Here is a 22623-nt window from a genome sequence, read left to right as displayed (position 1 = left end):
CGACCTGGGACGATGCGATGGGGTGTGAGCTGGACCACGATATATTCGGAAATTCCGCTCGTACGGTGCAGGTTTTCGACGGGGTGAACACAGTGCTCGTGGTGGGTGCGACGGGAAACGTCGGACGACAGGTAGTTGCCCAGTTGAACGCGAAGGGGGTACCGACCAGAGCGCTGGCTCGAGATCCGGAGAGCTCGGAATTTCCCGAAGGGGTGCAGGTGGTGCGCGGGGATCTGGCTGAGCCGGAGTCGCTGGCGGCGGCCGCGGACGGCGTCGAATCCGTGTTCCTGGTGTGGCCGTTCCACGGGACCGAGGGCGCGGCCGAGGTGCTGAAGGTGCTCGGCGGGCACGCGCGGCGGGTGGTCTATCTGTCGTCGACGACGGTGAACGACGAAGGGCCGCAATCGGATCTGATTCCCGAGCTGCATGCCGGGATGGAGGCGCTGCTCGCGGAGTCCGGGGTGCCCTGGACCGTGCTGCGGGCGGACACCATCGCCTCGAACGCGCTGGGGTGGGCCGGGCAGATCCGGGCGGGCGACGTGGTGCGCGGGACCGAGGTTGCGCCGACCGCGGTGGTGCACGAGGGCGATATCGCGGCGGTGGCGGTCGAATTGCTCACCGATCACTCGCATACCGGGCGCACATATCTCGTGACCGGGCCGCGCGTGGTCGGCCGGGCCGATCAGGTCCAGGCCATCGGCGAGGCGCTGGGCCGGTCACTGCGATTCGAGGCGCTGCCGCTGGACGTGGCGCGGGAGTCGATGACGCGGGCGGGACTGCCCGCTCGGCTCATCGCCTCGCTGCTGTCGATGGCCGAATTCCGGCCGCCCTCGGACCTGGTGACCACGACCGTCGCCGAGCTCACCGGGCGGCCGGCACGCGATGTGCGGGACTGGGCCGCGGAGAACGCGGTGGCGTTCCGGGCATAAGTTCGATGCCAATCGAATTGTCATAGGGGGTGGGTGTCACAGCGCCCACCCGTGACCACGACAGCCGATCCAGGAAAGCCGGTGCCAGCATGCCCGTCGCACTGTCCCTTCTCGACCTCGCCGCCATCGCGCCGGGTCAGACCGCGCGTGACAGCTTCCACAACAGCGTCGCGCTGGCACAGGCGGCGGAACGCAGTGGGTATGAGCGGGTTTGGTATGCCGAGCACCACAACATGGGATCGATCGCGTCCAGCGCGACCAGCGTGCTCATCGGATACGTGGCCGGGCACACCGAGTCGATCCGGCTGGGCGCGGGCGGGATCATGCTGCCCAATCACTCGCCGCTGGTGATCGCCGAGCAGTTCGGGACCCTCGAGTCGCTGTATCCGGGGCGGATCGACCTCGGGCTGGGGCGCGCGCCGGGCAGCGATCAGGAGACGATGCGGGCGTTGCGGCGCAATCCGTCGTCGGCGGACACGTTCCCGCAGGATGTGCTGGAGTTGCAGGGGTATCTGACCGGGAACTCGGTGATTCCGGGCATCAAGGCCGTGCCGCGCGCGGAAGGGATTGTGCCGCTCTACATTCTGGGGTCGTCGCTGTTCGGGGCGCAGCTGGCCGCGCACCTCGGGCTGCCGTACGCGTTCGCCTCGCATTTCGCACCCGACGCCCTGCACCAGGCGGTGCGGGAGTACCGGGACCGGTTCCAGCCCTCGGAGCAGCTCGCCGAGCCGTACGTGATCGCCGGGGTGAATGTGTTCGCCGCGGACAGCCAGGACGCGGCCCAGGAACAGAAGACGGTCGCCTACCGGAACCGGGCGCGGGCCTTCATCAAGCGCAGCGCCAAGGGGATGGAGTTCTCCGACGAGGAGATCGACGCCTTCCTGAGCACGCCGCAGGGCGGGCATCTGCGCAAGATGACGACCTACACCGCCGTCGGCACGCCCGCCGAAGTCGTTGCGTACCTGGAGGATTTCGCCGGCGACATTCAGGCCGACGAGCTGATCACGGCGCATCACGCCCAGAACGTCGACGATCGGGTGCGCTCGATCGAGCTGACCGGAGCGGCGATGGCCGCGCGCGAATCCGTCACGCGCTGAGGCGTTCTCCTGACGGGGCCCCGCGGCGCAGGGCGATCACGGTGGCCCCGAACAACATCGGGACGAGCCAGGTATAGGCATTGTGGACGAGAAGTTCCGCGAGGCCGTGGTTCTCGAAGTCCAGGATGTGCTCGCGGTACACGCCGAACAACCTGTAGAAGCCGCCCGCGCAGATGAGGAAGACCGCGAGCAGGACAGCGGCGATCGGGAGCGATCGGTGGCGAATCGCCAAGTGCGCCAAGTAGATCAGGAGCGGCGCGAGCCACACCCAGTGGTGGATCCAGCTGAACGGCGACACGACGGTGGCGGTCAGACCGCACAGGATCACGGCAGGAAGTTCGCGACCGGAGACGGACAGGCGGCGGGCCAGCACCAGGCAGACGGCGGCGAAGGCGAGGGCCGCGGCGAGCCACAGCACTTGCGCCCCGCCGCCCGAGCCGAGCGAGCGGGCGATCAGCCCGCGCAGGGATTCGTTGTACGGGGTGTCGGGTGCGCCGATGCGGGAGGAGTCGGCGAACACGCCACCCCAGAAGGCCAGCGAATCCTTCGGCAGCACGGCCAGCCCGATCGCCATGGTGGCGATCAGAGTGCCGGATGCCGTGGCAGCCGCACGGAATCGCCCGGTCACCACCAGGTACAGGATGAAGAACGCCGGGGTCAGCTTGATCCCGGTGGCGATGCCGATGAGGACTCCCTTGCCACGCGCGGAGTCCGGCAGCGCCGTGTCGGCCAGGACCAGCAGCAACAGCAGGATGTTGATCTGCCCGAAGGCCATGGTCGAACGGATCGGCTCGCAGAACAGCAGCAGACCGGCGGCGGCCGGGCCCAGGATCAGCATGCGGCGGTCGCGCCGGTAGCCGAGGATCGACAGGGCCGCGACCACCGCGCCGGTGAGCATCGCGAAGTTCGCGAGCCCGCCGACCCCGGTGAACACCGCACCGTGCAACGCCGTCAGCGGCACGAACAGCAAGGCGGCGAACGGGGTGTAGACGAAATCCCAGCCGCTGCGCGTATTCGGATGCAGCGGTGTGTCATACAGCGAAACGCCGTGCAACACCCGGCTCCCCGCGATCCGGTAGGCGTCGAGATCCTCGAGGTGCAGCATCGCCCGCGGGTCCCTCACCGCCATGCCCAGCCACTGCAACCCGGCCAGTGCGCCCAGCACCGCCACCAGCCACACCGCGACCAGTGGAATCGAGCGCTGGTGGGGCACATCCGGATTCGCGGCCGCGGCTCCGTCGATCACCGGCAACGGCATGTCAGCCCCTCGAGCTCTGGGTTCCGATTGCCGCCTCACCGTAGAGAGAGCGCCCCGAGATCACCTGCCCCGAATTGTAAGTGCTTGCATTTCAGATTCTGGGTGTGGTGGCGAACCTAGCCGTGAAAGGGATCGACGTCCTGGCCGGGTAGCCAGGAGCGGCCGGGTTCGGTCCAGCCGTTGGCCTTGATCATCTTCTTGGCGGCGCGCTGATTTCGCCCGATGAGGCGGTCCAGGTACAGGTGGCCGCGCAGATGATCGGTCTCGTGCTGCAGGCAGCGGGCCAGATAGCCGGTGCCCTCGACGGAGACCGGCTCGTTGTGGATGTCGACGCCGGTGACGCGCGCCCAGTCGGCGCGGCCGGTGGGGAACCACTCCCCCGGCACCGACAGGCAGCCTTCGGTGTCGTCGTCGGGATCCGGCATGGTTTCGGGGATCTCGGAGGTCTCGATGACCGGGTTGACCACGTAACCGCGTCGGCGGCCTTCGGCGGTCATCAGGTCGTAGATGAAAATCGCACGCGGGTCGCCGATCTGGTTGGCGGCCAGGCCCGCGCCCCGGGCCGCGGTATTGGTCTCGAACAGGTCCTCGACGAAAGCGGCCAGCTCGTCGTCGAATTCGGTGACGGGTACGGCCGGTGCGGAGAGTCGGGGGTCACCGGCGATCAAGATCGGTCGAACAGCCATGCCCTATTTCTCCCAGACCGATGCCGGACGGTTGCCGCCGGGGTCAGGGGCGCGGGATATTACGCAGGTTGCTGCGGGCCATGTCGACCATGCGGCCGACGCCGCCGGCCAGCACGATCTTGCCCGCGGCCAGCGCGAAGCCCCTCACCTGCGCGGCGTCGATCCTGGGCGGCAGCGCGTTCGGGTCGGTGACCACGTCGAGCAGGAACGGGCCGGGCTCGGCCAACGCCTTGGTCAGCCCGGCGCGCGCCTGCGTGGGATCGCTGACCTGCATCGACGGAATGCCCACGCCCACGGCGATACTCGCGTAGTCGACCGGTTCCTGGTCGGTGCCCTAGTCGGGCAGGCCCTCGACCAGCATCTCGAGCTTCACCATGCCGAGGGTGGAGTTGTTGAAGACCACGATCTTGACCGGGAGGCGATGCCGCCACACGGTGAGCAGTTCACCCATGAGCATGGCCAGGCCACCGTCGCCGGACATCGAGATCACCTGCCGCCCGGGGAAAGCCGTCTGCGCGCCGATGGCATGCGGCAGCGTGTTGGCCATGGTGCCGTGCCGCCAGGAGCCGATGTGCGAGGCGATGGCCAGCACCGAGGCGCCGTTGCGGTGCGCGCAGTTGCCGAGACCGAGCCTGACCGACCGTCGCACCGTAACCCACTCCGAGCAGGGAACAGCCGCATTGTTGCCAGACCGCGACGCGGCCCGGCCTTCACATGCCGTTGAACTCGACCAGCGGCGGCGGGTAGCCGGGGACGGGAGGTATTGCGCGCCACGGCTTATGGATCCGGCCGCCGGGCAGGTGCGCGAGTTCGGGCAGCCAGCGGCGCACGTGGTCGCCATCGGGGTCGAAACGCTCGGCCTGACACACCGGGTTCAGCACCCGGTTGGGGCGGGTGCCGGTGCCCGCGGCCCACTGCCAGTTCATCTGGTTGTCGGCGATATCGCCGTCGACCAGCCAGGTCAGGAAGTGGTTCGCGCCGAGCCGCCAGTCCACGCCGAGGGATTTGGTGAGGAAGCTCGCGGCCAGCAGGCGAGCGCGGCCGGGCATCCAGTCCTCGGGGCGCAGCGGCGTTTCGAGCCGACGGCGGAAATACGGTGTGAAGACCGAGAAATGGTCGCGGCCGGTGGCCGGGCGCAGCTCCGACGGGTCGATCATGGTCACCGCGGCGGGATGCACGACCAGGCGGCAGCCCGAGGGCGCGGGCCCGATCGCGCAGGCCCTGCTCGCGGATTCGGCTGTAGCGGCTGACATCCGCGGCGATATGGACGGCACTCGCACCGATTTCGGCGATGACCCGCGCGACCTCGTCCACGATAGCGCCCCGGCGGATCACCACGGGCACGCCCAGCGCCCGCAATTCGGCGTCCAGCTCGGAGAGAGTCGAGAGCAAACGCGGGAATGTTCGCGGAGGATCAGCCGCACAAGCTATCAGCGCACCGCGGCCGGGTTCGGCGCGTGGGTGCGGCGGTCGGCGGGGCGGGTCGCCCAGGAGATGGCCGTCAGCAGCGCCATGACGGTGAGGATCGGGACTTCGTGGCGGGCGTAGCCGGTGGTCAGGTGGGAGGCGATGGCCCCGGTGTAGACGAAGAACGCACCGGCGTAGGCCCATTCCTTCACCAGCGGGAAGCGCGGAACCACCAGTGCGAGCGCGCCGAGCAGCTTCCAGGTGCCCAGGATGACCAGGAAATAGGTCGGGTAGCCCAGCTGCACGGTGACATCACGGGCCAGGGAGATCCGGGTGACGTCCCACCAGCCCCCGACCGCCAGCTCGGCCACGACCAGGATGGTGGTGGTCCAGTACAGGTACACGACCGCGCGGTCGGGAACGATTCGTGTGACGATGGATTGTGTAGTCATGACACTGTGACGTTCGGCAGGCGCGAAGTATGTCCGACCACGACACGGGTTCCCCGGCGGAACGTTTCGAGCGGCGGCGCGGCAGGCTGACCGCACTGGCCTTCCGGATGCTCGGGGCCTCGGGCGAGGCCGAGGACGCGGTGCAGGAGACGTGGTTGCGGTTGAGCCGCGCGGATATCGACGGCATACGCAATCTCGACGGCTGGCTCACCACCGCGCTGTCCCGCATCTGCCTGGACGGGCTGCGATCGCGGCGGGTCACGCGGGAGTACCCGCTGGGAACCGCTGTCCCCGAAGGGCTTCCGTATGTGCCCGCGGTGGGCGGGCCGGAGGATCAGGCCCTGCTCACCGAGGATATGGAACGAGCGGTGCTGGTGCTGCTGCACCGGCTGCACCCCGCCGAGCGCGTCGCGTTCGTGCTGCACGACATGTTCGAGGTGCCGTTCTACGAGATCGCCGAGATCCTGGACCGGTCGCCCAACGCGGCCCGGCTGCTGGCCAGCAAGGCGCGCCATCGCGTGATCGGAGAGGTCGACGAGGTAGGGCCGGACACCTTGCGGGAACACCGAATCGTGCGGGCGTTCCTGGCGGCCGTGCGGGCCGGGGACATCGGGGCCGTGCTCAGTGTGCTCGCCCCCGACATCACCGTGTCCGCCGATCGGGTCGCCGCGCCCGGCCGGGTTCCGGTCAGCGCGCAAGGTACGCGGGTCGTGGCGCGCCTGGCCGCCGGGTTCGCCGCCCGTGCCGAGTTCGCGACCATCGTGCTGGTGGACGGGCGCGTGGGGGCCTTGGTGGCGGCGCGCGGGGAAGCGCCGGCGGTCATGGCGTTCACCATCGAGGGCGAGCGGATCACCCGCATCGAGGTGATCGCCGAACCGGAGGCGCTGGCGCGACTACCGCTGGCGGTCCCGGACTTCAGCGCGTAGCAACGAGTTTGACCGGTCCCTCGAGCAGTGCGTCGATGGAATCCTCCCAGGCCACGGTGCGGGTGGTGACCAGGCTCGGATCGAAGCGGCCGGTCGCGACGAGGTCGAGGACCTGCGGAATGGTGGGGCGCACGTGGGCGCGACCGGTGTGGAAAGTACAACAGCGCGAATACATTTCGAGCATGGGCAGGGCGACGTCCTGGGTCTGGACGCTGACGCTGGTGCAGGTGCCGTCATTGGCGGTGGCGCGAATGGCCGCGACCAGGGCCTTGGCCCCGCCCGCGGCCTCGACGGTGATCGGGAAGCGACCGACTCGTTCGGTCGGTTTGCCCTCGATCGGTTCGGCGCCGAGTCTGGCCGCGATGGCCAGTCTTTCGGGGTCGGTGTCGAGGTAGACGACGCGCGCGGCGCCCAGCGCGAGCGCCAGGCCCGCGGCGTAGAGCCCGATCGAGGGTGCGGCCGGGCCGCCGAGCACCAGCACCTCCGCGCCCGGCCGGTCCGCCAGGTGCGGGGCGACGGTGCGGTGGGCGTCGGAGATATTGTCGCTGGCGCTGGCCACCGAGACGGGGTCCACGCCGGCGGGCAGCGGGACGAGCATGGCGTCCGCGTGCGGGACCCGGACCAGGTCCGACCAGAAACCGCCCCAGTTCAGCCCGCCCATCGGGCCCAGGCCGTAGGACGACATGAAGGGGACGGTGGTGCAGTTGCCGGTGCGGCCGCGCAGGCAGGAATCGCAGACGCCGCAGGAGATCTGGAAGGGGACGACGACCTTGTCGCCCGGGCGGACAGTGGTCACCTCGTCGCCGACGGCGATCACCTCGGCCACGCCCTCGTGACCGAAGGCGTAGGGGCCCTGCAGCGGGAACCGGCCCTGGATGACGGCCGGGTCGATATCGCAGGTCGCGACCGCGACCGGGCGGACCAGGGCCTGGTCGGGGGCATCGAGGACGGGTTCGTCGATGTCGTCCCAGTGCAGGGAATCGGGGGCGTCGAGCACGAGTCGCTTCATTGATCGATCTTCGCTAGAACGTTCTTTCTAGTCAACCCTCCCTAGGGTGAATTCGCTTCGGCGGCAGAGACTTCCGCCAGACTCAGGCGGATCAAGCGCGCCATGGCGGTCGAGACCGTGTGCAGCGGCTCATCGGTGCGGCGGACGCGGGCGAGAATGGTCGCACCCTCGTAGGCCGCCACCACCGTGGTGGCCAGCGCATGCGCCTCCCCCGGCTCCATGCCCATCTCGGTCAGCATTTCCGCGAAGCCGTGCGCCATGGCATCGAACGCCGATACACAAGCGCTGCGCACGGATTCGACATCACTGCCGCCGTCCAGCGCGGGCGTGCCCACCGGACAGCCGTCGGTCCAGCCGGTTTCGGCCAGCTTCGCGGCCATGAAGTCGAACAGGGTTGCGGCCGTGCCGAAGACATCCCCCGGGGCCTGGCGGATCATGCGGCCCACCAGCACCCCGGTGCCGGTGATGGCCGATACCGCGATCTCCTCCTTCCCGCCCGGAAAGTGGTGGTAGATCGACCCGTACGGCAGCCCCGCCGCCTCACTCAACTTCTTCAGCCCGAATCCGTGATAGCCGTGACGGGCGAGCAACCCGGCCGCGGCCACCTCGATTCGCCGTTTCGAATCGGACACCATTCATCCAGAGTATGAGCGGGGTCCGACAGCGGCAGGGCGAATCGTGTTCGCGCAGTGGATCAACCGAGGGCCGCGATGGCCGCGCGCAGCTTGGCGGCGGCGGTGTCGGCCACCTCTTTCAGCGCCGGATCACCCGCCACCTGCACCATCAGCTCCGGATTCATGGCCTCCACGAGGACGGCGTCGTCGTTCGAAGGATCCTTGCGCACAACGACATTGCACGGCAGCAGCAGCCCGATCTGGCGATCCACGCCGAGGGCGGCGTGCGCCAACGGCGGATTGCACGCGCCCAGGATGAGGTAGTCCTCCATCTCCGCGCCCAGCTTCTGCCGCAGCGTGGCGGTGACGTCGATCTCGGTGAGCACGCCGAAACCCTGGTCGGACAGGGCTTTCCGGGTTCGTTCGACCGCGTCGGCGAAATCGGTGTGCAGGGTGGTCGACAGCGCGAGTGCCATGGGTGTTCCTTTCGATCCCGTTCGCTAGGCCAGCGTCAGGAAGAGTTTTTCCAGTTCCTCGACGGTCATCGGCTCGGAGTTCTCGGCCTGCTCGCCGGTCAGGCAGTCGCGCAGACCGGTGGCGACGATCTTGAATCCGGCCCGGTCCAGAGCCTTCGACACCGCCGCGAGCTGGGTGACCACGTCCTTGCAGTCACGACCCTGCTCGATCATGGAGATGACGCCCGCGAGCTGTCCGTGTGCCCGCCGCAGGCGGTTGAGGACCTGCGCGATGGCTTCGTCGTCACCGATCATTGCGATTCCTTTCCCGAGTCCGATGACCCCATCATACCCCTGGGGGTATCACAGTGCCCGGAGCTGAGCGAGCCCCGCATCGACCTTCGAGCCCAGCGCACCCAGCACGGCGGGCAGCAGGGTCAGGGTCGCCAGCAGCACGAACGCCACCGCGAACATGATGCCGACGGCCATGGTGCGCACCGCGGGCGCGGGCACGACCAGCACGGCCGACAGACTCACCAGCACGGTCAGACCCGAGAGCAGCACGGCCTTGCCGGCGGTGCCCATGGTCACGGCGACCGCGGTGCGCGGTGAGGTCCCGCCGCGAATGGCGTCACCGAAGCTCGACACCACGAACAGCGCGGAGTCGATGCCGAGCGCCAGGGCGAACATCATGGCGGAATTCATGGCCCACACCGAGATCAGCGTGACATGGTTCAGCAACACCAGCCCGCCCGCCGAGGCGACGAGTCCGGTGAGGGTCAGCAGGAGCGGCAGTCCGGCCGCCACCAGCGAGCCGAAGGCCAGCACCATGATCGCCAGAGTGACCGGCCGGAAGAACATTTCGGCCTTCACCATGGCGTCGTGGTTGGCCTTGTTGAAGTCGCTCCACAGCGGGCGCGATCGGCCATGAGGGACCCGAAGCGGCCCAGTGCACCGCCGGGGCGGTCGTGATCGGAGAAGCGTCGGGGACGCCGACTGTCGTACTTCGCATCCGGCTTCTTTCCATACTCCCTGGGGTATATCGAAACCACACCGGGGGGTATCGATGCGACAGCGAGGTGCCCCACGGCAAACCATGGGCACCCATCCGAACCCGCGTTCCGGCCATGCGCTGGGCGTCACCGGCCCGCCGCCGGACTAGGCTTCGCAGATGTGGCTGTAGTGGAAGGCGCGCGGCGCAGAGTCATCGAAGTCGGACGCCGGGCCCTGGGCCTGGACGTCCCCGCCGCCGATCACACCGTGGCCGTCCTGCACAGCGTCGACGCCGACCGGCCCGGGCTGGACCGCCACGAAACCCTGCAGTTGATGCGGATCCGGCTGCTCGGCGCGACCGGAGCCGTGATCATGGCGGTGTCGGCGCTGGGCGTCGGCGCGCAGCCGGTGCACCAGAACCCGATCTCGGGCATGCGGGTGCTCGGGTTCTTCGCGCGCGCGGGCACCTCGACCCTGGCCATGTGCATGATCGGCACGGTGCTGGTGATCATGGCGTGGCTTCTGCTGGGCCGCTTCGCCATCGGCGGGTGGGGCGGGGATCCGCGCCACCGGCTCAGCCGCTCACAGATGGACCGGACACTGCTGCTGTGGATTCTTCCGCTCAGCGTCGCGCCGCCCATGTTCAGCAATGACGTGTATTCGTATCTGGCACAGAGCGAGATCGCGGCCCGGGGCATGGACCCGTACTCCGTCGGACCGGTCGCCGGGCTGGGGCTCAGCAATGTGCTCACCAACAATGTGCCCAACATCTGGCGGGAGACTTCCGCACCTTACGGGCCGTTGTTCCTGTGGATGGGACGCGGCATCGCGCAGATCACCGGCGACAACATCATTCTCGGGGTGTGGATGCACCGGGCGCTGGTCATGGCCGGCGTGGCGCTGATGGTGTGGGCGCTGCCCCGGCTGTCGCGGCGCTGCGGTGTCGCGGGAGTGAGCGCGCTGTGGCTGGGCGCGGCCAATCCACTGGTGCTGTTCCATCTGGTGGGCGGCGTCCACAATGACGCGCTCATGATCGGACTCATGCTGGCGGGTCTCGAATTCTGCATGCGCGCCATCGAGGACGCTCCGCGTTTCGATCAACGGGCTTGGGCGCTGCTGATTTTCGGCGCCGTCGTGATCACGTTGTCGTCAGCGGTGAAGATGCCCTCACTGGTAGCCCTCGGATTCGTCGGCATGGCCGCCGCACGCCGAATGGGGCGCGGGTTCAAACCGTTCCTGATCGTCGGCGGCGTGCTCGGCACCATAGCCGTGGCCACCACACTGTTCGTGGCTTTCGCCAGCGGCCTGGGCTTCGGCTGGGTCAATACGATTGCCACCGCCACCACTGTGCGCAGTTACCTCTCGCTGCCGACGGCCATCGGGATCATCACCGGATTCGGCGGCGTGCTGCTCGGGCTCGGTGACCACACCACCGCCCTGCTCGACATCACCCGGCCCATCGCGGAGATCGCGGCCGGTTTCGTGACGCTGCGCATGCTCATCGCGACCTGGACCGGACGCTTGAACGCGATCGGCGCGCTGGGCGTTTCGCTCGGCGCGATCGTGCTGCTGTTCCCGGTCGTGCAGCCGTGGTATCTGCTGTGGGCGATCGTGCCGCTGGCCGCGTGGGCCAATACGCGCGCGTTCCGGGTGCCCGCCGTGGTGCTTTCGGTCGTGGTGTCGGTGATGGTGATGCCGCGCGGCGCGGACTTCTACGTCTTCCAGATCGTCGAATCCGCCATCGCCACCGTGATAGTGGGACTGCTGTTCATCTTCTTCACCCGAAATGTGCTGCCGTGGCGCAATCAGCCGGGGGTGTCGGCTCCGTCACAGCGGCCCACGCCTTACGGTGTCTCTTCGTGACCGCAGCTTCCGGACCCGCCGTACGTGTCGACGGCGTCGTGAAACGCTACGGCGAGACCACCGCGGTCGACGGCATCAGCTTCGATATCGAACGCGCACAGGTGCTGGCGCTGCTCGGGCCCAACGGGGCGGGCAAGACCACCACCACCGAAATGTGCGAGGGCTTCGTGGCGCCCGACGCCGGGCGGGTGCGGGTGCTGGGCTTGGACCCGATCGCCGATTCCGATCAGCTTCGACCGCGCATCGGGGTGATGCTGCAGGGCGGCGGGGCGTACCCGGGATCCAAGGCCGGGGAGATGCTGGATCTGGTCGCGTCGTACTCGGCGAATCCGCTCGATCCGGCCTGGCTGCTGGACACGCTCGGACTCAAGGACGCCCGGCGCACGCCCTATCGGCGGCTCTCGGGCGGTCAGCAGCAGCGGCTCGCGTTGGCGTGCGCGCTGGTCGGGCGGCCCGAGATCGTGTTCCTGGACGAGCCGACCGCCGGATTGGACGCGCAGGCACGGCATCTGGTGTGGGAGCTCATCGACGCGCTGCGCCGCGACGGGGTCAGCGTGCTGCTCACCACGCACATGATGGACGAGGCCGAACAGCTCGCCGACCAGCTGGTCATCATCGACCACGGGCGCGTGGTCGCCCAGGGCACGCCCGCCGAGGTCACCTCGCACGGGGCCGAGGGGCGGCTGGCCTTCACCGCGCCGCCGAAGCTCGACCTGACTCTGCTGGAAGCCGCACTGCCGGAAGGGTTCACGCCACGCGAGACCGCGCCCGGCTCCTACCTGCTGCAGGGCGATATCACCCCGCAGGTGCTGGCCACCATGACCGCGTGGTGCGCGCGTATCGACGTGCTGCCCACCGACATTCGCATCGACCAGCGCCGGCTGGAAGACGTGTTCCTCGAACTGACCGGGCGGGAGCTGCGCGGATGAGCGAGACCGTGAACCGATTCGCGGCGGGCACCTTCTCCCCCGCACCGCAGCCGACCACGCGCGCCAAGATGCTGGCGGCGCAGACGCGCATGGAGCTGATCCTGTTGCTGCGCAACGGGGAACAGCTGCTGCTGACCATGTTCATCCCGATCACGCTGTTGATCGGATTGTCGCTGCTGCCGGTGAGCGGGCTGGGCGAGCATCGGGTGGACCGGGTGGTGCCGGCGGTGATGATGGTGGCGATCATGTCGACCGCGTTCACCGGGCAGGCCATCGCGGTCGGGTTCGATCGGCGCTACGGGGCGTTGAAGCGGCTCGGGGCGACGCCGTTGCCGCGATGGGGCATCGTGGCGGGCAAGTGCTCGGCGGTGCTGATCGTGGTGGTGCTGCAGTCGGTTCTGCTGGGGGCCATCGGTTTCGCGCTCGGGTGGCGGCCGTCGCTGGCCGGGCTGCTACTGGGCGCGGTGGTCATCGCGCTGGGGACCGCTACCTTCGCGGCGCTGGGACTGCTGCTGGGCGGGACGCTCAAGGCCGAGGTCGTGCTGGCGTTGGCCAATATTCTGTGGTTCGTCATGCTCGGGACGGCGAGCCTGGTGTTCATGTCCGACGATCTGCCGCACGCGGTGAGTCTGATCGCGCGGATCATTCCGTCCGGGGCGCTCTCGGAGTGCCTGGAGCAGGCGATGCGCACCAGCGTCGACTGGTACGGGCTCGCGGTGCTGGCGGGCTGGGGTGGGCTGGCCGGGTGGCTGGCGACCCGCTTCTTCAAATTCGATTGACGCTCACGGTGTTTAACGACACGTTGTAGTAGGGCGGGTGACGGGGCGAAATACCGCCCCGCTACCATCGACGCGTGCTGTCACGCGCCTTCCAGCGACTTGCCGATCTGTTCCCGATGCCTTCGATGCGGGTGCAGCGACTCATCGCCTTCCTGGTAGTTCTGACGCAGGCCGGAATCTCGGTGACCGGTGCGGTGGTTCGGGTCACCGCCTCGGGTCTGGGCTGCCCCACCTGGCCGCAATGCTTCCCCGGCAGCTTCGTGCCGACCGCGGTGGCCGAGGTGCCGGTGCTGCACCAGGTGGTCGAATTCAGCAATCGCATGCTGACTTTCGTGGTCACCCTGGCGGCGGCGGCCATCGTGCTCGCGGTCACCCGCGCGCGGCGGCGGCGCGAGGTCCTCGTCTACGCCTGGCTCATGCCCGGCGGCACCGTGCTGCAGGCGGTGATCGGCGGCATCACCGTGCGCGCCGGACTGCTGTGGTGGACGGTCGCGGTGCATCTGCTGGCGTCCATGTTGATGGTGTGGCTGGCCGCGCTGCTGTGGGTCAAGGTCGGACAGCCCGACGACGGCATCGACACGGTGCAGGTGCCCAAACCGATGCGGCTGCTGACCGCGCTGTGCGGTGTGGCGCTCACCGCGACCCTGATCGCGGGCACCCTGGTCACCGGCGCGGGCCCGCACGCGGGCGACAAGAGCGCCGCGAAGCCCGTCGAACGTCTCCAGGTCGAGATCACGACCCTGGTCCACTTGCACGCCGAACTGCTGGTCGCCTACCTGGCCCTGCTGGTCGGTCTCGCCTGCGGCCTGGCCGCGGTCGGCATGAACAAGACGATCTACACCCGTCTCGTCGTGGTCATCGCCCTGGTCCTCGGCCAAGCCGCGATCGGCATCGTCCAGTACTTCACGCACGTTCCGGCCGTCCTGGTGGCCTTCCACGTCGGTGGCGCGGCCGCCTGCACGGCCGCCACCGCCGCCCTGTGGGGAGCGTTGCGCACCCGCGAACCGCTGCCCGCCTCGTCGCCCACACCGGTCGACTCGGTCACCGCGTAACCCGGCCGCCGGAGCCGGGCTCCGGCACAATGGTCCCGTGACCGAGCTACTCGACGACGCCAGCCTGGAACAGACTGCGGTAGTAGCGAATTCGGCCATGAACCGCGACCGCCGTTTACCGGCCTATCGCCGCGAACTCGGCTTCGACCCGGTCGACTGGTTGCTCACCCGTCCCGGGCCACAGCGATGGCTCGATATCGGATGCGGCAGTGCCCATGCGCTTTTCGAGGCGGCACCGGCCTTGTCGGGCAAGGCTCGAATCGTCGGGCTGGATCTCGTCGGCTACTTCGGCGGATCTCCCGGTGATGACGTGGAGCTGGTCACCGGCTCGGTCCTGACCTGGCAACCCGACGAACCCGTCGACCTCATCACCAGCGTCCACGCCCTCCATTACGTTGGCGACAAGCTGGCCGCCCTGGCCCGTATGTCCTCTTGGCTCACAGCAGACGGACGTCTGGCGGCGAATTTCGACGCATCGGCACTCCGCGCCGCCGACGGATCACCCCTCGGCCGACGCCTGACCTCCGCATTGCGCCACAACGGATTCGAATACAACCCCCGCACCCATCGCATCGCCCGCACCGGTAATGCGCTCCCGCACTGGGACTTCCGCTATGCAGGAGCGGACGCCCACGTCGGCCCCAATTACACCGGCCAGGACGCGGTCGCCTCGCACTACCGGCTCTGATCCAGCGCACGAACCAAGATCAGGGAGCTCTCACTGTGGGGTTTTATCCGGATTCCCGCCGTCAGAGCTCCCCGATCTTGTTCGGTCCGTGAGGAACTGCCAGAGGGTTTCCCGGACGGCGGGTTGTTCGTGGGCGGATTGGAGTTCGAGGAGGGCCGCCTCGGCGACCAGGCCCACCCAGAGGCGGGCAGCGGAGGAAGGGTGGGGCCAGCCCAGGGTTGCGAAGTCGGGTTCGATGAGGGCGGCGTTCAAGGTGTTGCGGGCCGTGACTTCGTCGGCGATCAACGGGTCGGCGCGGGCCTCGAGGAGGAGGGCTTTGACGCCGCGGTCGCGGAGGCAGGCGTCAAGGTAGGCGGTGGAGCCGGTGCGGAGGCGGTCGCGGCCCGGGGGTTGGTTCGCGATGGCGGATTCGATGTCGGCTTGCAGGCGGTCGTGGAATTCACGATGGAGGGCCAACAGGTAGTTGGCGCGGGTGCCGAAGTGGTGGAAGAAGGTGCCCTTCGAGACGCCGAGTTCGGCGACCAGGACGTTCACGCTGACGCCGGCCAGGCCCAGGGTTTCGGCCAGGCGCAGACCACTGTCGACCAGGGCGGCGCGGGTGCGCGCGGCCGAATCCTCCCGCAGATTCATCGAATCCATACCCTTGCATGCTCGTCGGGCCGATCGTATGGTCAGAGTACATGACCGACCGGATGGTCAGTGAGTGACCATACGGTCAATTCGATCGACGGGAGGGCAGTGCGGATGCACACCATGCACACGACGGCCGGGGAGCTGGCCTACGAGGACACCGGTGCGGGTCCGGCGGTGGTCCTGCTGCACGCGAATCTGCACGACCATCACGACTTCGATCCGATCGTTCCGGCGCTGGCCGCCGAGCATCGGGTGATCGCGGTCGATTGGCCGGGACACGGTGCGTCCGAGCCGAATCCGAACGTCACGGCGGTGGGGTTCGCCGACGCGCTGGTCGAACTCGTGGCCGCGTTGGAGCTGGATTCGGCTGTGTTCCTGGGCAATTCGGTGGGCGGGTTCGCCGCAGCCCGGCTCGCCCTGGACCATCCCGAGCGGGTCGCGGGCCTGGTTCTGGTCAACACCGGCGGATTCGTCCGGCAATCCCCGCTGACCCGGGCCTACTGCAACCTCTACGGCTCCGGACCGGTCGCACGGTACTGGCTGCCCCGCAGCGTCCGGAACTACACGAAACCCATGTCCCCGCACGATGATGCCGTGATCGAGCGTGCGATCCGCTTCGGCGCCACCGACACCGGACGCGCCACGTACTCTGCTCTCTGGCACAGCTTCAACGACCCCGGCTACGACCTCACCGCTCGAGCACCCGAGATCACTGCCCCGACCCTCATCGTCTGGGGCAGCCGGGACCCCATCCTCCCTCTCCGCTACGGCAAACTTGCCCACGCTCTCATCCCCAACTCCCAACTCCATGTCCTCCCGACCGGCCATCTCCCGTTCTCCTCGGCACCGCAGGAGTTCCTGGACCTCGTCCTGCCCTTCCTCCGAAATTCGGTGGCCTCGCGGGAATCGTGACCCATAGGGTCGCGGCGTGACTCCGGCCGGAATGGGAACGACGACGCGATGACGGAACCGGTGTGGGCGGACTCGGATTCATTGCCGGGGCTGATCCAGCGGGGACGCGGGGCTTGCTACGACCTGGCGTCGGCGCAGCGGGAACAAGCCGCGAAGCATGTACTCGACTGCATCGTTCACGACCCACGCTGGGACCATCAGGTCGAGGACCGCAGCTGGCTGTACGCGACCCTGGCCGCCGAACTGAGCGTGGACCCGAAGCGGTTTCGGGCAGCGTATGCGCGACCGGCCGATCCGCACGGCGATTCCGACGCATGGCTCGCCGTGGGCACGCTCGAACACCTGGCGCAGGCCGACATCGACGGGAGCGTCGGGGAATTGCGGCATTACCTGCGGACCGGCCGGGATCTGTCGTTGGCGCTCGGCGCACTGCTGCCGTTCGCCGAGCACGTCGAAGCTCGCGGACTGCTCCACGAAGTGCTCGAGGTGGCCGATGACGAGCAACTGCTTTCGGAGGCCCGATGGGTCGATCTCTCGGCGTCGCCGTGGCCGCAATGGCGGGCGGGCAGTGCGCGACTCGACAGGATTCTCGACGCGGCGGAACGACATCCGAACCCCGAGCCGACGATGCGTACTCGCACGGAACGAGAGACCGCGGAACGGGAACGCGTCCTGGCCGCGGCCGGGGAGATGCGGCACGTCCCGGCAGTCGCCGCCGCGACTCTCTCGGCTGAGGCATGGGAGACGATGCTTCTCGATGTCGAGCCGGAATTGCTCGCGGATGAAACTGTTCCCTGGACAGCCAGGATCGCGGCGCGCAACCAGCTCTGGAAGTTGCGCTCTCCGCGTGCCAGAACCTGGGCCGAAGTGCACGCCGACCTCGAGGGCGAACCCGGCTATACCGCTCTGTCGCTTCTCGGTGATCTCGGCGAGCAGTCCGACGCGCCACGGCTGCTCGAACACCTCGTCGCGGCACACACCGGCGGCGACGACTATATGTATTCCCAATGCACGTTGGTCGCCGCATTGCGTAGGCTGACCTACCGCCCCGCGATCCCGATCATCGAAACGGTTTTCGACACCACGGTGTACTCCTATCTCAGGATCCGCTGTGCGGAGGCATTGGGTTGTCTCTCAGCGGAATTCACTCGCACCAGGGCAGTCGAGTGCCTCACGGATTGCGAGTCCTCGACGCGAGAGATTGCGATCTCTCGCGTCGACCTGTCGATCCCGCGGGCCCGAGAGCGGCTGGCGCGGATCGCGGCCGATCCGATGGAAGAGGACGAGAATCGGCGGGCGGCGGCCGCAAGAATTTCCTGACGTGCGGCGGCCGAGGCCATGCAGGATCGATCAGTTCGCGCTGCGCATGAGGCCTTGCGCGTCGACGGAGGCCACGGGTTCGCCTGTCCGCGTGAATATCCGGATTCGGGCGAACATTCGGCCGTTGCCTGCGAAGGGACTTTCGCAGCGCAGGAGCAGCCAGTCGTGCAGGGTGAACGGGCGGTGGAAGGTGATGGTTTGGGCGAGCATCGCCGACATCCCGCGCCCGCCGCGGCGGGTGATCTCGTCCTGGGGATACGGGCGCAGGGCGACCGGGCCGAGGAAACCCTCGCTGCCGTGGGCGAGCAGGGCGCGGGCCAGGCCGGGCTGGTCGGGGGCTTTGTCGCAGCGCATCCAGATGTCGAGGGTCGGCGGGGCGGCGAGGTCGAGGGCGAGCGCGTCCGCGCCGCCGAGAGTTCGCACCTCCCAGGGCAATAGCGCGCAGGGCAGTTCCTGGCAGTCCTCCGGACCGGGGACGTCGTCGAGCGGGACGGTGCCGTGTGCGAGGAAGTCCGGTTCCACGGCGCTCAGCATGGTGAGCACACGGGCGTGTTCGCGATCGTCCTGGCGGAAAGACACCTGCACCGTCGCCAGCGCCCGGCCCGACTGCACCACCTCCACGTCCACGTCGACCTCCCGGGCCGCGTCGCCACCGCGCGGGAACACACCGTGCACGGACTGGACGGCCATGCGCGGCACCGTCCGTTCGGCCGCGACGACCGCCTGCGCCAGGGTCTGGCTGCCGAGGGTCGTCGCGATCGTCGAGGTGACATTGCGGGCGCGGAACCGGCCGGACCCGACCTCGGTCAGGTCCAGTACGTCGAGCAGGTCGGCCAGGTCGACCACCGGCCACATGTGGGTTCCACCAGCCATGGCGACATGGTCGCACATGATCGAATGCGCGAATTCGCCGCCGGCGGACATCCCGGTGAGCGGAACATCCGCTTGCGCCAACGGGTCTCAGCCGCGATGCGCGACGACGACGCGACCGGCCCGGCGCTTGCCGTCGACACCGGCCTCCAGAGCGATCGAGTACAGGTCTCGGTCGGAGGTGACGGTGAAGCCGTGTTCGGACAGCAGGGCGGCCATGGCCGCCGGAGTCCAGCTGGAGCGTTGCGGCTCGCCGGCCAGCGGGCTGTCGCCGGCGGCCACCGACAGCAAGGCCGAGAAAGCCCTCAGGCCGTAGCGGTACAGCAGGTCCCGAGTCGGATAGGTGACGATCAGACGGCTGCCCGGCGCACTGCGCTTGGCCACCTCGGTCACGGTCTCGGCGACTTCCTCGGGCGTCAGGTAGTTGACGACGCCCTCCCAGATCCAAGTGGTGGGCCCTGATTCGTCATGGCCCGCCGCGGTGAGAGCGGCCCCGAGGGAGTCCTTGCCGAAATCCACCGGGACGAAATGCACGTCGGCCACGGGGGCGTGTTCCCCGAGCCGTTCGCGCTTCTCGGCCTGGGAGGCCGGATGATCCACCTCGAAGGCCGAGACACCGGCCAATTCGGGCATGCGCCAGGCGCGGGCGTCCAGCCCGGCACCGAGAATCACCAGCTGCGGATTGACGGTGTCGCGCACCGCCTCGTCGATCGCGATCGTGCGCGCGGCGAGCACTTCGGCCGTGGCGACGAGGAATTCGTAGGCGATACGGTCGCCGAACCCCTTGGGTACCACGCCCGCACGCGCGCGCTCGACCTGCGCGCGTTCCTCCTCGGTCAACAGGGATGTCGCGACCGGGTCGGAGAATCGCCCGACCCCCAATCGCCCGTCCGCCACGGCACGGCCCTGGCAGACCAGGATCGCTGTCCGACTCGCTGCACGCTCGGTCACCTGATCATTATCAATGCCGGGAGGGCCTTTCGCCCGCTGCCGCGTCGGCGAGCGACGCATGCCATAGCGGGCTGTCGACGAAGTGGTTGTCGAATCTGTGCTGGGTGCGCAGGATTTCGAGGGGATCGCCCTCGCCGCGACGGAGACGTTCACCCATGCGGAAGTATTCGAAGCGTTCGATGCCGGGGGTGAAGACGATCAGCACGTCGGCCGCCGCGTCCGGCGCGGCCGCCCAGGCGTGGACCATCGTGGGTGGGACAAGGAGGAAATCACCGGCGTGCATGGTGTGGATCTGCTCGCCCGCCAGGACGCGGAGCGTGCCGTCGAGCAGGTAGAAGAGTTCGGCGGAGGTGGTGTGGAAATGCGGTGGCGGGCCGTCGGTTCCGGCGGGGAGGGTCGCACGGTTGGCGCTGAGTTTTCCGCCGGTCATATCGTGGTCGGCATAGAGGTGCACGCCCAGGCCGGGCAGGTATTCGGCTTCGTCGTGGCGGATGAACAGGGCGCGGTCCGGGGTGGACGGTGTGGTCGTCATGCCATCGAAGAGGCGTGCGGAGCGCGACGAGTGACATCGGCGCGAGTTTCGGTGACGCGGACCACGATCCGGGCCGCCATGTCACAGTTTCGAGGGCGAGCGGCTCTGCGGTGGTGACAGAAGAGCCCTGCGATCGCAACCGAGGGCTCTGCGGCGGTCGAAGAAGGGGGATTGATCATGACGGGACTGGCGGCGAATGCGGCCACCGACGAGGTCACCGCGCGATTCCTGGACTATCGCGAGCTGCTGTTCGCGGTGGGCTACAACATGTTGGGCAGCATCGCCGACACCGAGGACGTCCTCCAGGAAGCCTGGCTGGCGTGGGCGGCCCGCCATCGCGATCCCGCCGCACGCCCGGTCGACAATCCGCGCGCCTACCTGGTGCGGGTGGTCGCCAACCACGCGGTGGCCCGGCGGGCCGAGATCGGTCGCCGACGCGAGACCTATATCGGCCCTTGGCTGCCCGAACCCCTGGTCACCGTCACCGAGGATGTGTCGGGCCTGGTGGAGCGCAAGGAGTCCCTCTCCATGGCCGTCCTGGTGGTGCTCGAAACCCTGACGCCGCTGGAGCGCGCGGTCTTCGTGCTCCACGACGTCTTCGGCTTCGGCCATCCCGAGATCGCAGCCATCCTCGACCGCTCCCCCACCGCCGTCCGCCAGCTGGCCTCGCGCGCCCGCAAGCACATTCAGGCCCGCCGTCCCAGTCTGCACGACAAGCACATTGAGACCGGCACACGATTCCGGGCCGACAGGCAGTCCCCAGCCGACAAGGAAATTCAGGTCGGCGAAAGAATCCGACCCGGCGGACGAAGCGGAGACGTTCGGACCGACAAGGAGATTCAGGCGAACGTCGGCAAGCGGTTGGCCGAAGCCACGCTGCGGGGTGACCTGGCCACCATGCTGGAGGTGCTCGCTCCCGATGTGACCCTGTGGACCGACAGCGGCGGCGTCGGCCCGGCCCGAAGTCTCACCCCGGTGCACGGCCACGAACGAGTCGCCGCGCTCTTCATGGCCGTGGCCGCCGACCTGCCCGCCGGGCACCTAACGATCGGATACCGCCGGGTGGCCGAGGACCCGTGCGTGCTGGTGTTCTCCGACGACAGTCCGATCGCCGCCGTGGTCGTGGACCTGGATGCGGCAGGCGAACGGATCCAGACGATCTATTCGATCACCAACCCGCACAAGCTATCCCGAATCAACTGACCCACGCGCTTACACGCGCCTGCCCGCTTCCCATGACTCGCAACAGCTGACTCCACGCCTACCCGCCCGTCCGGTTTGCTCGGATTCAGGTAAGACCCGTGCACGATCGGGCGCGGCAGGGGCGCATCGAGGGTCCTCGATGACGAGAACGAACTCGACGGCGCCAGCGGGGGCACCGGGTCAGCTGGGTTCGCGGGTTGCGGTGACCACGACGGTGGCGTAGGTGATCGGGAGCTTGCCGCCCAGGTCGTCGTCGATGACGGTGCCGATTTCGTTCAGGATGGTTGCCAGTATGTCCGGGGAGCATTGGGTCAGGGCGCCGTGGGTGGGGATCTGGTCCAGCCATTCGTCGCGGGTGTAGGTGCGCTGCCAGTCGAATTGCCATTGTTCGGGGGTGGTGAAGCCGCCTGCCTCGTGGATCCCGTTGGACGCCTTGGTGAGGATCGACTGGTAGAGCTCGAGGGCGGGGCGGTCGGCGACCAGCGATGCCGGATAGTCCGGGAGGTATTTGCCGTAGATCGCGGCGAAGGCGGCGCTGGCTTCCGGAGGGGTCTGGGGTACGTGCCAGAAGGCGGCCAGGCGGCCGTGTGGGCGTAGCGCGCGGGCTGCGGCGGCCGCGCCTGCGACGGGATCGACCCAGTGCCAGGCGGTTCCGGAGATGATCGCGTCGAAGGTGCGGCCCGCGGGGTCCCACTGTTCGAAAGTGCCGATCTCGACGTCGATTCCGGTGGTGCGGGCGAAGTCGGCCATGCGTGCGTCCGGTTCGACCGCGAGCACCGTGCATCCGGCGTCACGGAACTGTCGGGCCTCGATGCCGGTGCCGCAGCCGACGTTCAGCAGGTCCTTGCCCGGGGAGGCGGCCAGGATGCGGTCGATCATGGCGGCGGGGTACGGCGGGCGGGTGCGGTCGTAGCGGGCGGCGTCGACGCCGAAGGACTCGGCGACATCCCGGTGCCGATGTGGGCTCTGATCGGCGGATTCGGACTCTGGAGACGGTAGAGTGACCATGCGCCCACTCTAAGTGGGCACTCGCCCACTCCGCAATGGTGTCGGGTTCACTCTCAG

General features: G+C 68.5%; 24 protein-coding genes and 3 pseudogenes. 11 read left to right on the top strand and 16 right to left on the bottom strand.

What is annotated here, in order from left to right; translation table 11 throughout:
- Positions 1-17 precede the first annotated feature (17 nt).
- Positions 18-929, top strand: coding sequence for an NAD(P)H-binding protein (locus GPX89_RS12345; protein ID WP_157387605.1), 912 nt, complete (start codon positions 18-20; stop codon positions 927-929).
- Between the two features lie 89 nt (positions 930-1018).
- The gene (locus tag GPX89_RS12340) at positions 1019-2026 is read left to right on the top strand and encodes an LLM class flavin-dependent oxidoreductase (RefSeq protein ID WP_157387604.1); all 1008 of its coding nucleotides are present in this window, start codon (positions 1019-1021) and stop codon (positions 2024-2026) included.
- Here GPX89_RS12340 and GPX89_RS12335 read toward each other — a convergent pair.
- The 6 genes and pseudogenes from GPX89_RS12335 to GPX89_RS12315 all read right to left on the bottom strand — a co-directional run bounded on the left by GPX89_RS12335 (position 2016) and on the right by GPX89_RS12315 (position 5829).
- Positions 2016-3284 (bottom strand): glycosyltransferase 87 family protein, encoded by a 1269-nt coding sequence (locus GPX89_RS12335; RefSeq protein WP_157387603.1) that lies wholly within the window; start codon positions 3282-3284, stop codon positions 2016-2018. The two genes, GPX89_RS12340 and GPX89_RS12335, sit on opposite strands and share 11 nt — an antisense overlap.
- A gap of 116 nt (positions 3285-3400) precedes the next feature.
- Positions 3401-3970 (bottom strand): peptide deformylase, encoded by a 570-nt coding sequence (locus GPX89_RS12330; protein ID WP_157387602.1) that lies wholly within the window; start codon positions 3968-3970, stop codon positions 3401-3403.
- A 43-nt stretch (positions 3971-4013) separates the two neighbouring features.
- Positions 4014-4541 (bottom strand): annotated as a pseudogene (locus GPX89_RS12325) (thiamine pyrophosphate-dependent enzyme); the annotation flags it as partial.
- Between the two features lie 139 nt (positions 4542-4680).
- A complete protein-coding gene (locus tag GPX89_RS44515; RefSeq protein ID WP_235947281.1) occupies positions 4681-5019 on the bottom strand; it encodes an FAD-binding domain-containing protein in 339 nt (112 codons plus the stop codon).
- Between the two features lie 202 nt (positions 5020-5221).
- A pseudogene (locus tag GPX89_RS44510) lies at positions 5222-5305 on the bottom strand (hypothetical protein); the annotation flags it as partial.
- A 95-nt stretch (positions 5306-5400) separates the two neighbouring features.
- On the bottom strand, positions 5401-5829 hold the full coding sequence (locus GPX89_RS12315; RefSeq protein WP_157387601.1) for a DoxX family protein: 429 nt from the start codon (positions 5827-5829) through the stop codon (positions 5401-5403).
- Positions 5830-5858: 29 nt separating this feature from the next.
- Between GPX89_RS12315 and GPX89_RS12310 the strand changes: the two genes are divergently transcribed.
- A complete protein-coding gene (locus GPX89_RS12310) occupies positions 5859-6755 on the top strand; it encodes a sigma-70 family RNA polymerase sigma factor (protein WP_157387600.1) in 897 nt (298 codons plus the stop codon).
- On the opposite strand, the gene GPX89_RS12305 is transcribed toward GPX89_RS12310, so the two are convergent.
- From GPX89_RS12305 to GPX89_RS12285, 5 genes and pseudogenes are all read right to left on the bottom strand, one after another.
- Positions 6745-7764: a zinc-dependent alcohol dehydrogenase gene (locus GPX89_RS12305; protein ID WP_157387599.1), complete on the bottom strand. Its 1020-nt coding sequence runs from the start codon at positions 7762-7764 to the stop codon at positions 6745-6747. The two genes, GPX89_RS12310 and GPX89_RS12305, sit on opposite strands and share 11 nt — an antisense overlap.
- Positions 7765-7805: 41 nt before the next feature.
- Entirely contained in the window at positions 7806-8399 is a 594-nt protein-coding gene (locus GPX89_RS12300; RefSeq protein ID WP_157387598.1) for a TetR/AcrR family transcriptional regulator, read from the bottom strand.
- A gap of 59 nt (positions 8400-8458) precedes the next feature.
- The gene (locus GPX89_RS12295) at positions 8459-8854 is read right to left on the bottom strand and encodes a DUF302 domain-containing protein (protein ID WP_157387597.1); all 396 of its coding nucleotides are present in this window, start codon (positions 8852-8854) and stop codon (positions 8459-8461) included.
- Between the two features lie 24 nt (positions 8855-8878).
- Positions 8879-9148, bottom strand: a complete 270-nt coding sequence (locus tag GPX89_RS12290) for a metal-sensitive transcriptional regulator (protein ID WP_157387596.1) — start codon at positions 9146-9148, stop codon at positions 8879-8881.
- A 72-nt stretch (positions 9149-9220) separates the two neighbouring features.
- A pseudogene (locus GPX89_RS12285) lies at positions 9221-9766 on the bottom strand (MMPL family transporter); the annotation flags it as partial.
- A 240-nt stretch (positions 9767-10006) separates the two neighbouring features.
- Between GPX89_RS12285 and mptB the strand changes: the two are divergent.
- The 5 genes from mptB to GPX89_RS12260 all read left to right on the top strand — a co-directional run bounded on the left by mptB (position 10007) and on the right by GPX89_RS12260 (position 15137).
- On the top strand, positions 10007-11689 hold the full coding sequence (gene mptB / locus GPX89_RS12280) for a polyprenol phosphomannose-dependent alpha 1,6 mannosyltransferase MptB (protein WP_328601760.1): 1683 nt from the start codon (positions 10007-10009) through the stop codon (positions 11687-11689).
- The gene (locus GPX89_RS12275) at positions 11686-12618 is read left to right on the top strand and encodes an ABC transporter ATP-binding protein (protein ID WP_328601759.1); all 933 of its coding nucleotides are present in this window, start codon (positions 11686-11688) and stop codon (positions 12616-12618) included. The genes mptB and GPX89_RS12275 overlap by 4 nt, the downstream gene beginning before the upstream one ends.
- Positions 12615-13397, top strand: a complete 783-nt coding sequence (locus tag GPX89_RS12270) for an ABC transporter permease (RefSeq protein ID WP_157387595.1) — start codon at positions 12615-12617, stop codon at positions 13395-13397. The genes GPX89_RS12275 and GPX89_RS12270 overlap by 4 nt, the downstream gene beginning before the upstream one ends.
- A gap of 74 nt (positions 13398-13471) precedes the next feature.
- A complete protein-coding gene (locus GPX89_RS12265; RefSeq protein ID WP_328601758.1) occupies positions 13472-14449 on the top strand; it encodes a COX15/CtaA family protein in 978 nt (325 codons plus the stop codon).
- Positions 14450-14486: 37 nt separating this feature from the next.
- Entirely contained in the window at positions 14487-15137 is a 651-nt protein-coding gene (locus GPX89_RS12260; RefSeq protein WP_198347374.1) for a class I SAM-dependent methyltransferase, read from the top strand.
- A gap of 30 nt (positions 15138-15167) precedes the next feature.
- Here the strand turns inward: GPX89_RS12260 and GPX89_RS12255 are convergent, their stop codons facing one another.
- Positions 15168-15776: a TetR/AcrR family transcriptional regulator gene (locus GPX89_RS12255; RefSeq protein ID WP_235947089.1), complete on the bottom strand. Its 609-nt coding sequence runs from the start codon at positions 15774-15776 to the stop codon at positions 15168-15170.
- 60 nt (positions 15777-15836) lie between these two features.
- On the opposite strand from GPX89_RS12255, the gene GPX89_RS12250 reads away from it, so the two are divergent.
- A complete protein-coding gene (locus GPX89_RS12250; RefSeq protein WP_328601757.1) occupies positions 15837-16682 on the top strand; it encodes an alpha/beta fold hydrolase in 846 nt (281 codons plus the stop codon).
- A 48-nt stretch (positions 16683-16730) separates the two neighbouring features.
- Entirely contained in the window at positions 16731-18002 is a 1272-nt protein-coding gene (locus GPX89_RS12245) for a hypothetical protein (RefSeq protein WP_157387594.1), read from the top strand.
- Between the two features lie 30 nt (positions 18003-18032).
- Here GPX89_RS12245 and GPX89_RS12240 read toward each other — a convergent pair whose 3' ends face one another.
- The 3 genes from GPX89_RS12240 to GPX89_RS12230 all read right to left on the bottom strand — a co-directional run bounded on the left by GPX89_RS12240 (position 18033) and on the right by GPX89_RS12230 (position 20355).
- Positions 18033-18875: an acyl-CoA thioesterase gene (locus GPX89_RS12240; RefSeq protein WP_157387593.1), complete on the bottom strand. Its 843-nt coding sequence runs from the start codon at positions 18873-18875 to the stop codon at positions 18033-18035.
- A gap of 87 nt (positions 18876-18962) precedes the next feature.
- Positions 18963-19823: a class I SAM-dependent methyltransferase gene (locus tag GPX89_RS12235; RefSeq protein WP_198347373.1), complete on the bottom strand. Its 861-nt coding sequence runs from the start codon at positions 19821-19823 to the stop codon at positions 18963-18965.
- Between the two features lie 10 nt (positions 19824-19833).
- On the bottom strand, positions 19834-20355 hold the full coding sequence (locus GPX89_RS12230; RefSeq protein WP_157387591.1) for a cupin domain-containing protein: 522 nt from the start codon (positions 20353-20355) through the stop codon (positions 19834-19836).
- Between the two features lie 177 nt (positions 20356-20532).
- On the opposite strand from GPX89_RS12230, the gene GPX89_RS12225 reads away from it, so the two are divergent.
- On the top strand, positions 20533-21558 hold the full coding sequence (locus GPX89_RS12225; RefSeq protein ID WP_157387590.1) for a sigma-70 family RNA polymerase sigma factor: 1026 nt from the start codon (positions 20533-20535) through the stop codon (positions 21556-21558).
- A gap of 180 nt (positions 21559-21738) precedes the next feature.
- Here the strand turns inward: GPX89_RS12225 and GPX89_RS12220 are convergent, their stop codons facing one another.
- Entirely contained in the window at positions 21739-22566 is an 828-nt protein-coding gene (locus GPX89_RS12220; RefSeq protein WP_157387589.1) for a class I SAM-dependent methyltransferase, read from the bottom strand.
- Between the last annotated feature and the right edge of the window lie 57 nt (positions 22567-22623).

Origin of the sequence: Nocardia terrae (assembly GCF_009760405.1) — a bacterium.
GTDB classification, from domain to species: domain Bacteria; phylum Actinomycetota; class Actinomycetes; order Mycobacteriales; family Mycobacteriaceae; genus Nocardia; species Nocardia terrae.
This window is presented reverse-complemented; position numbering and strand designations above follow the sequence as displayed.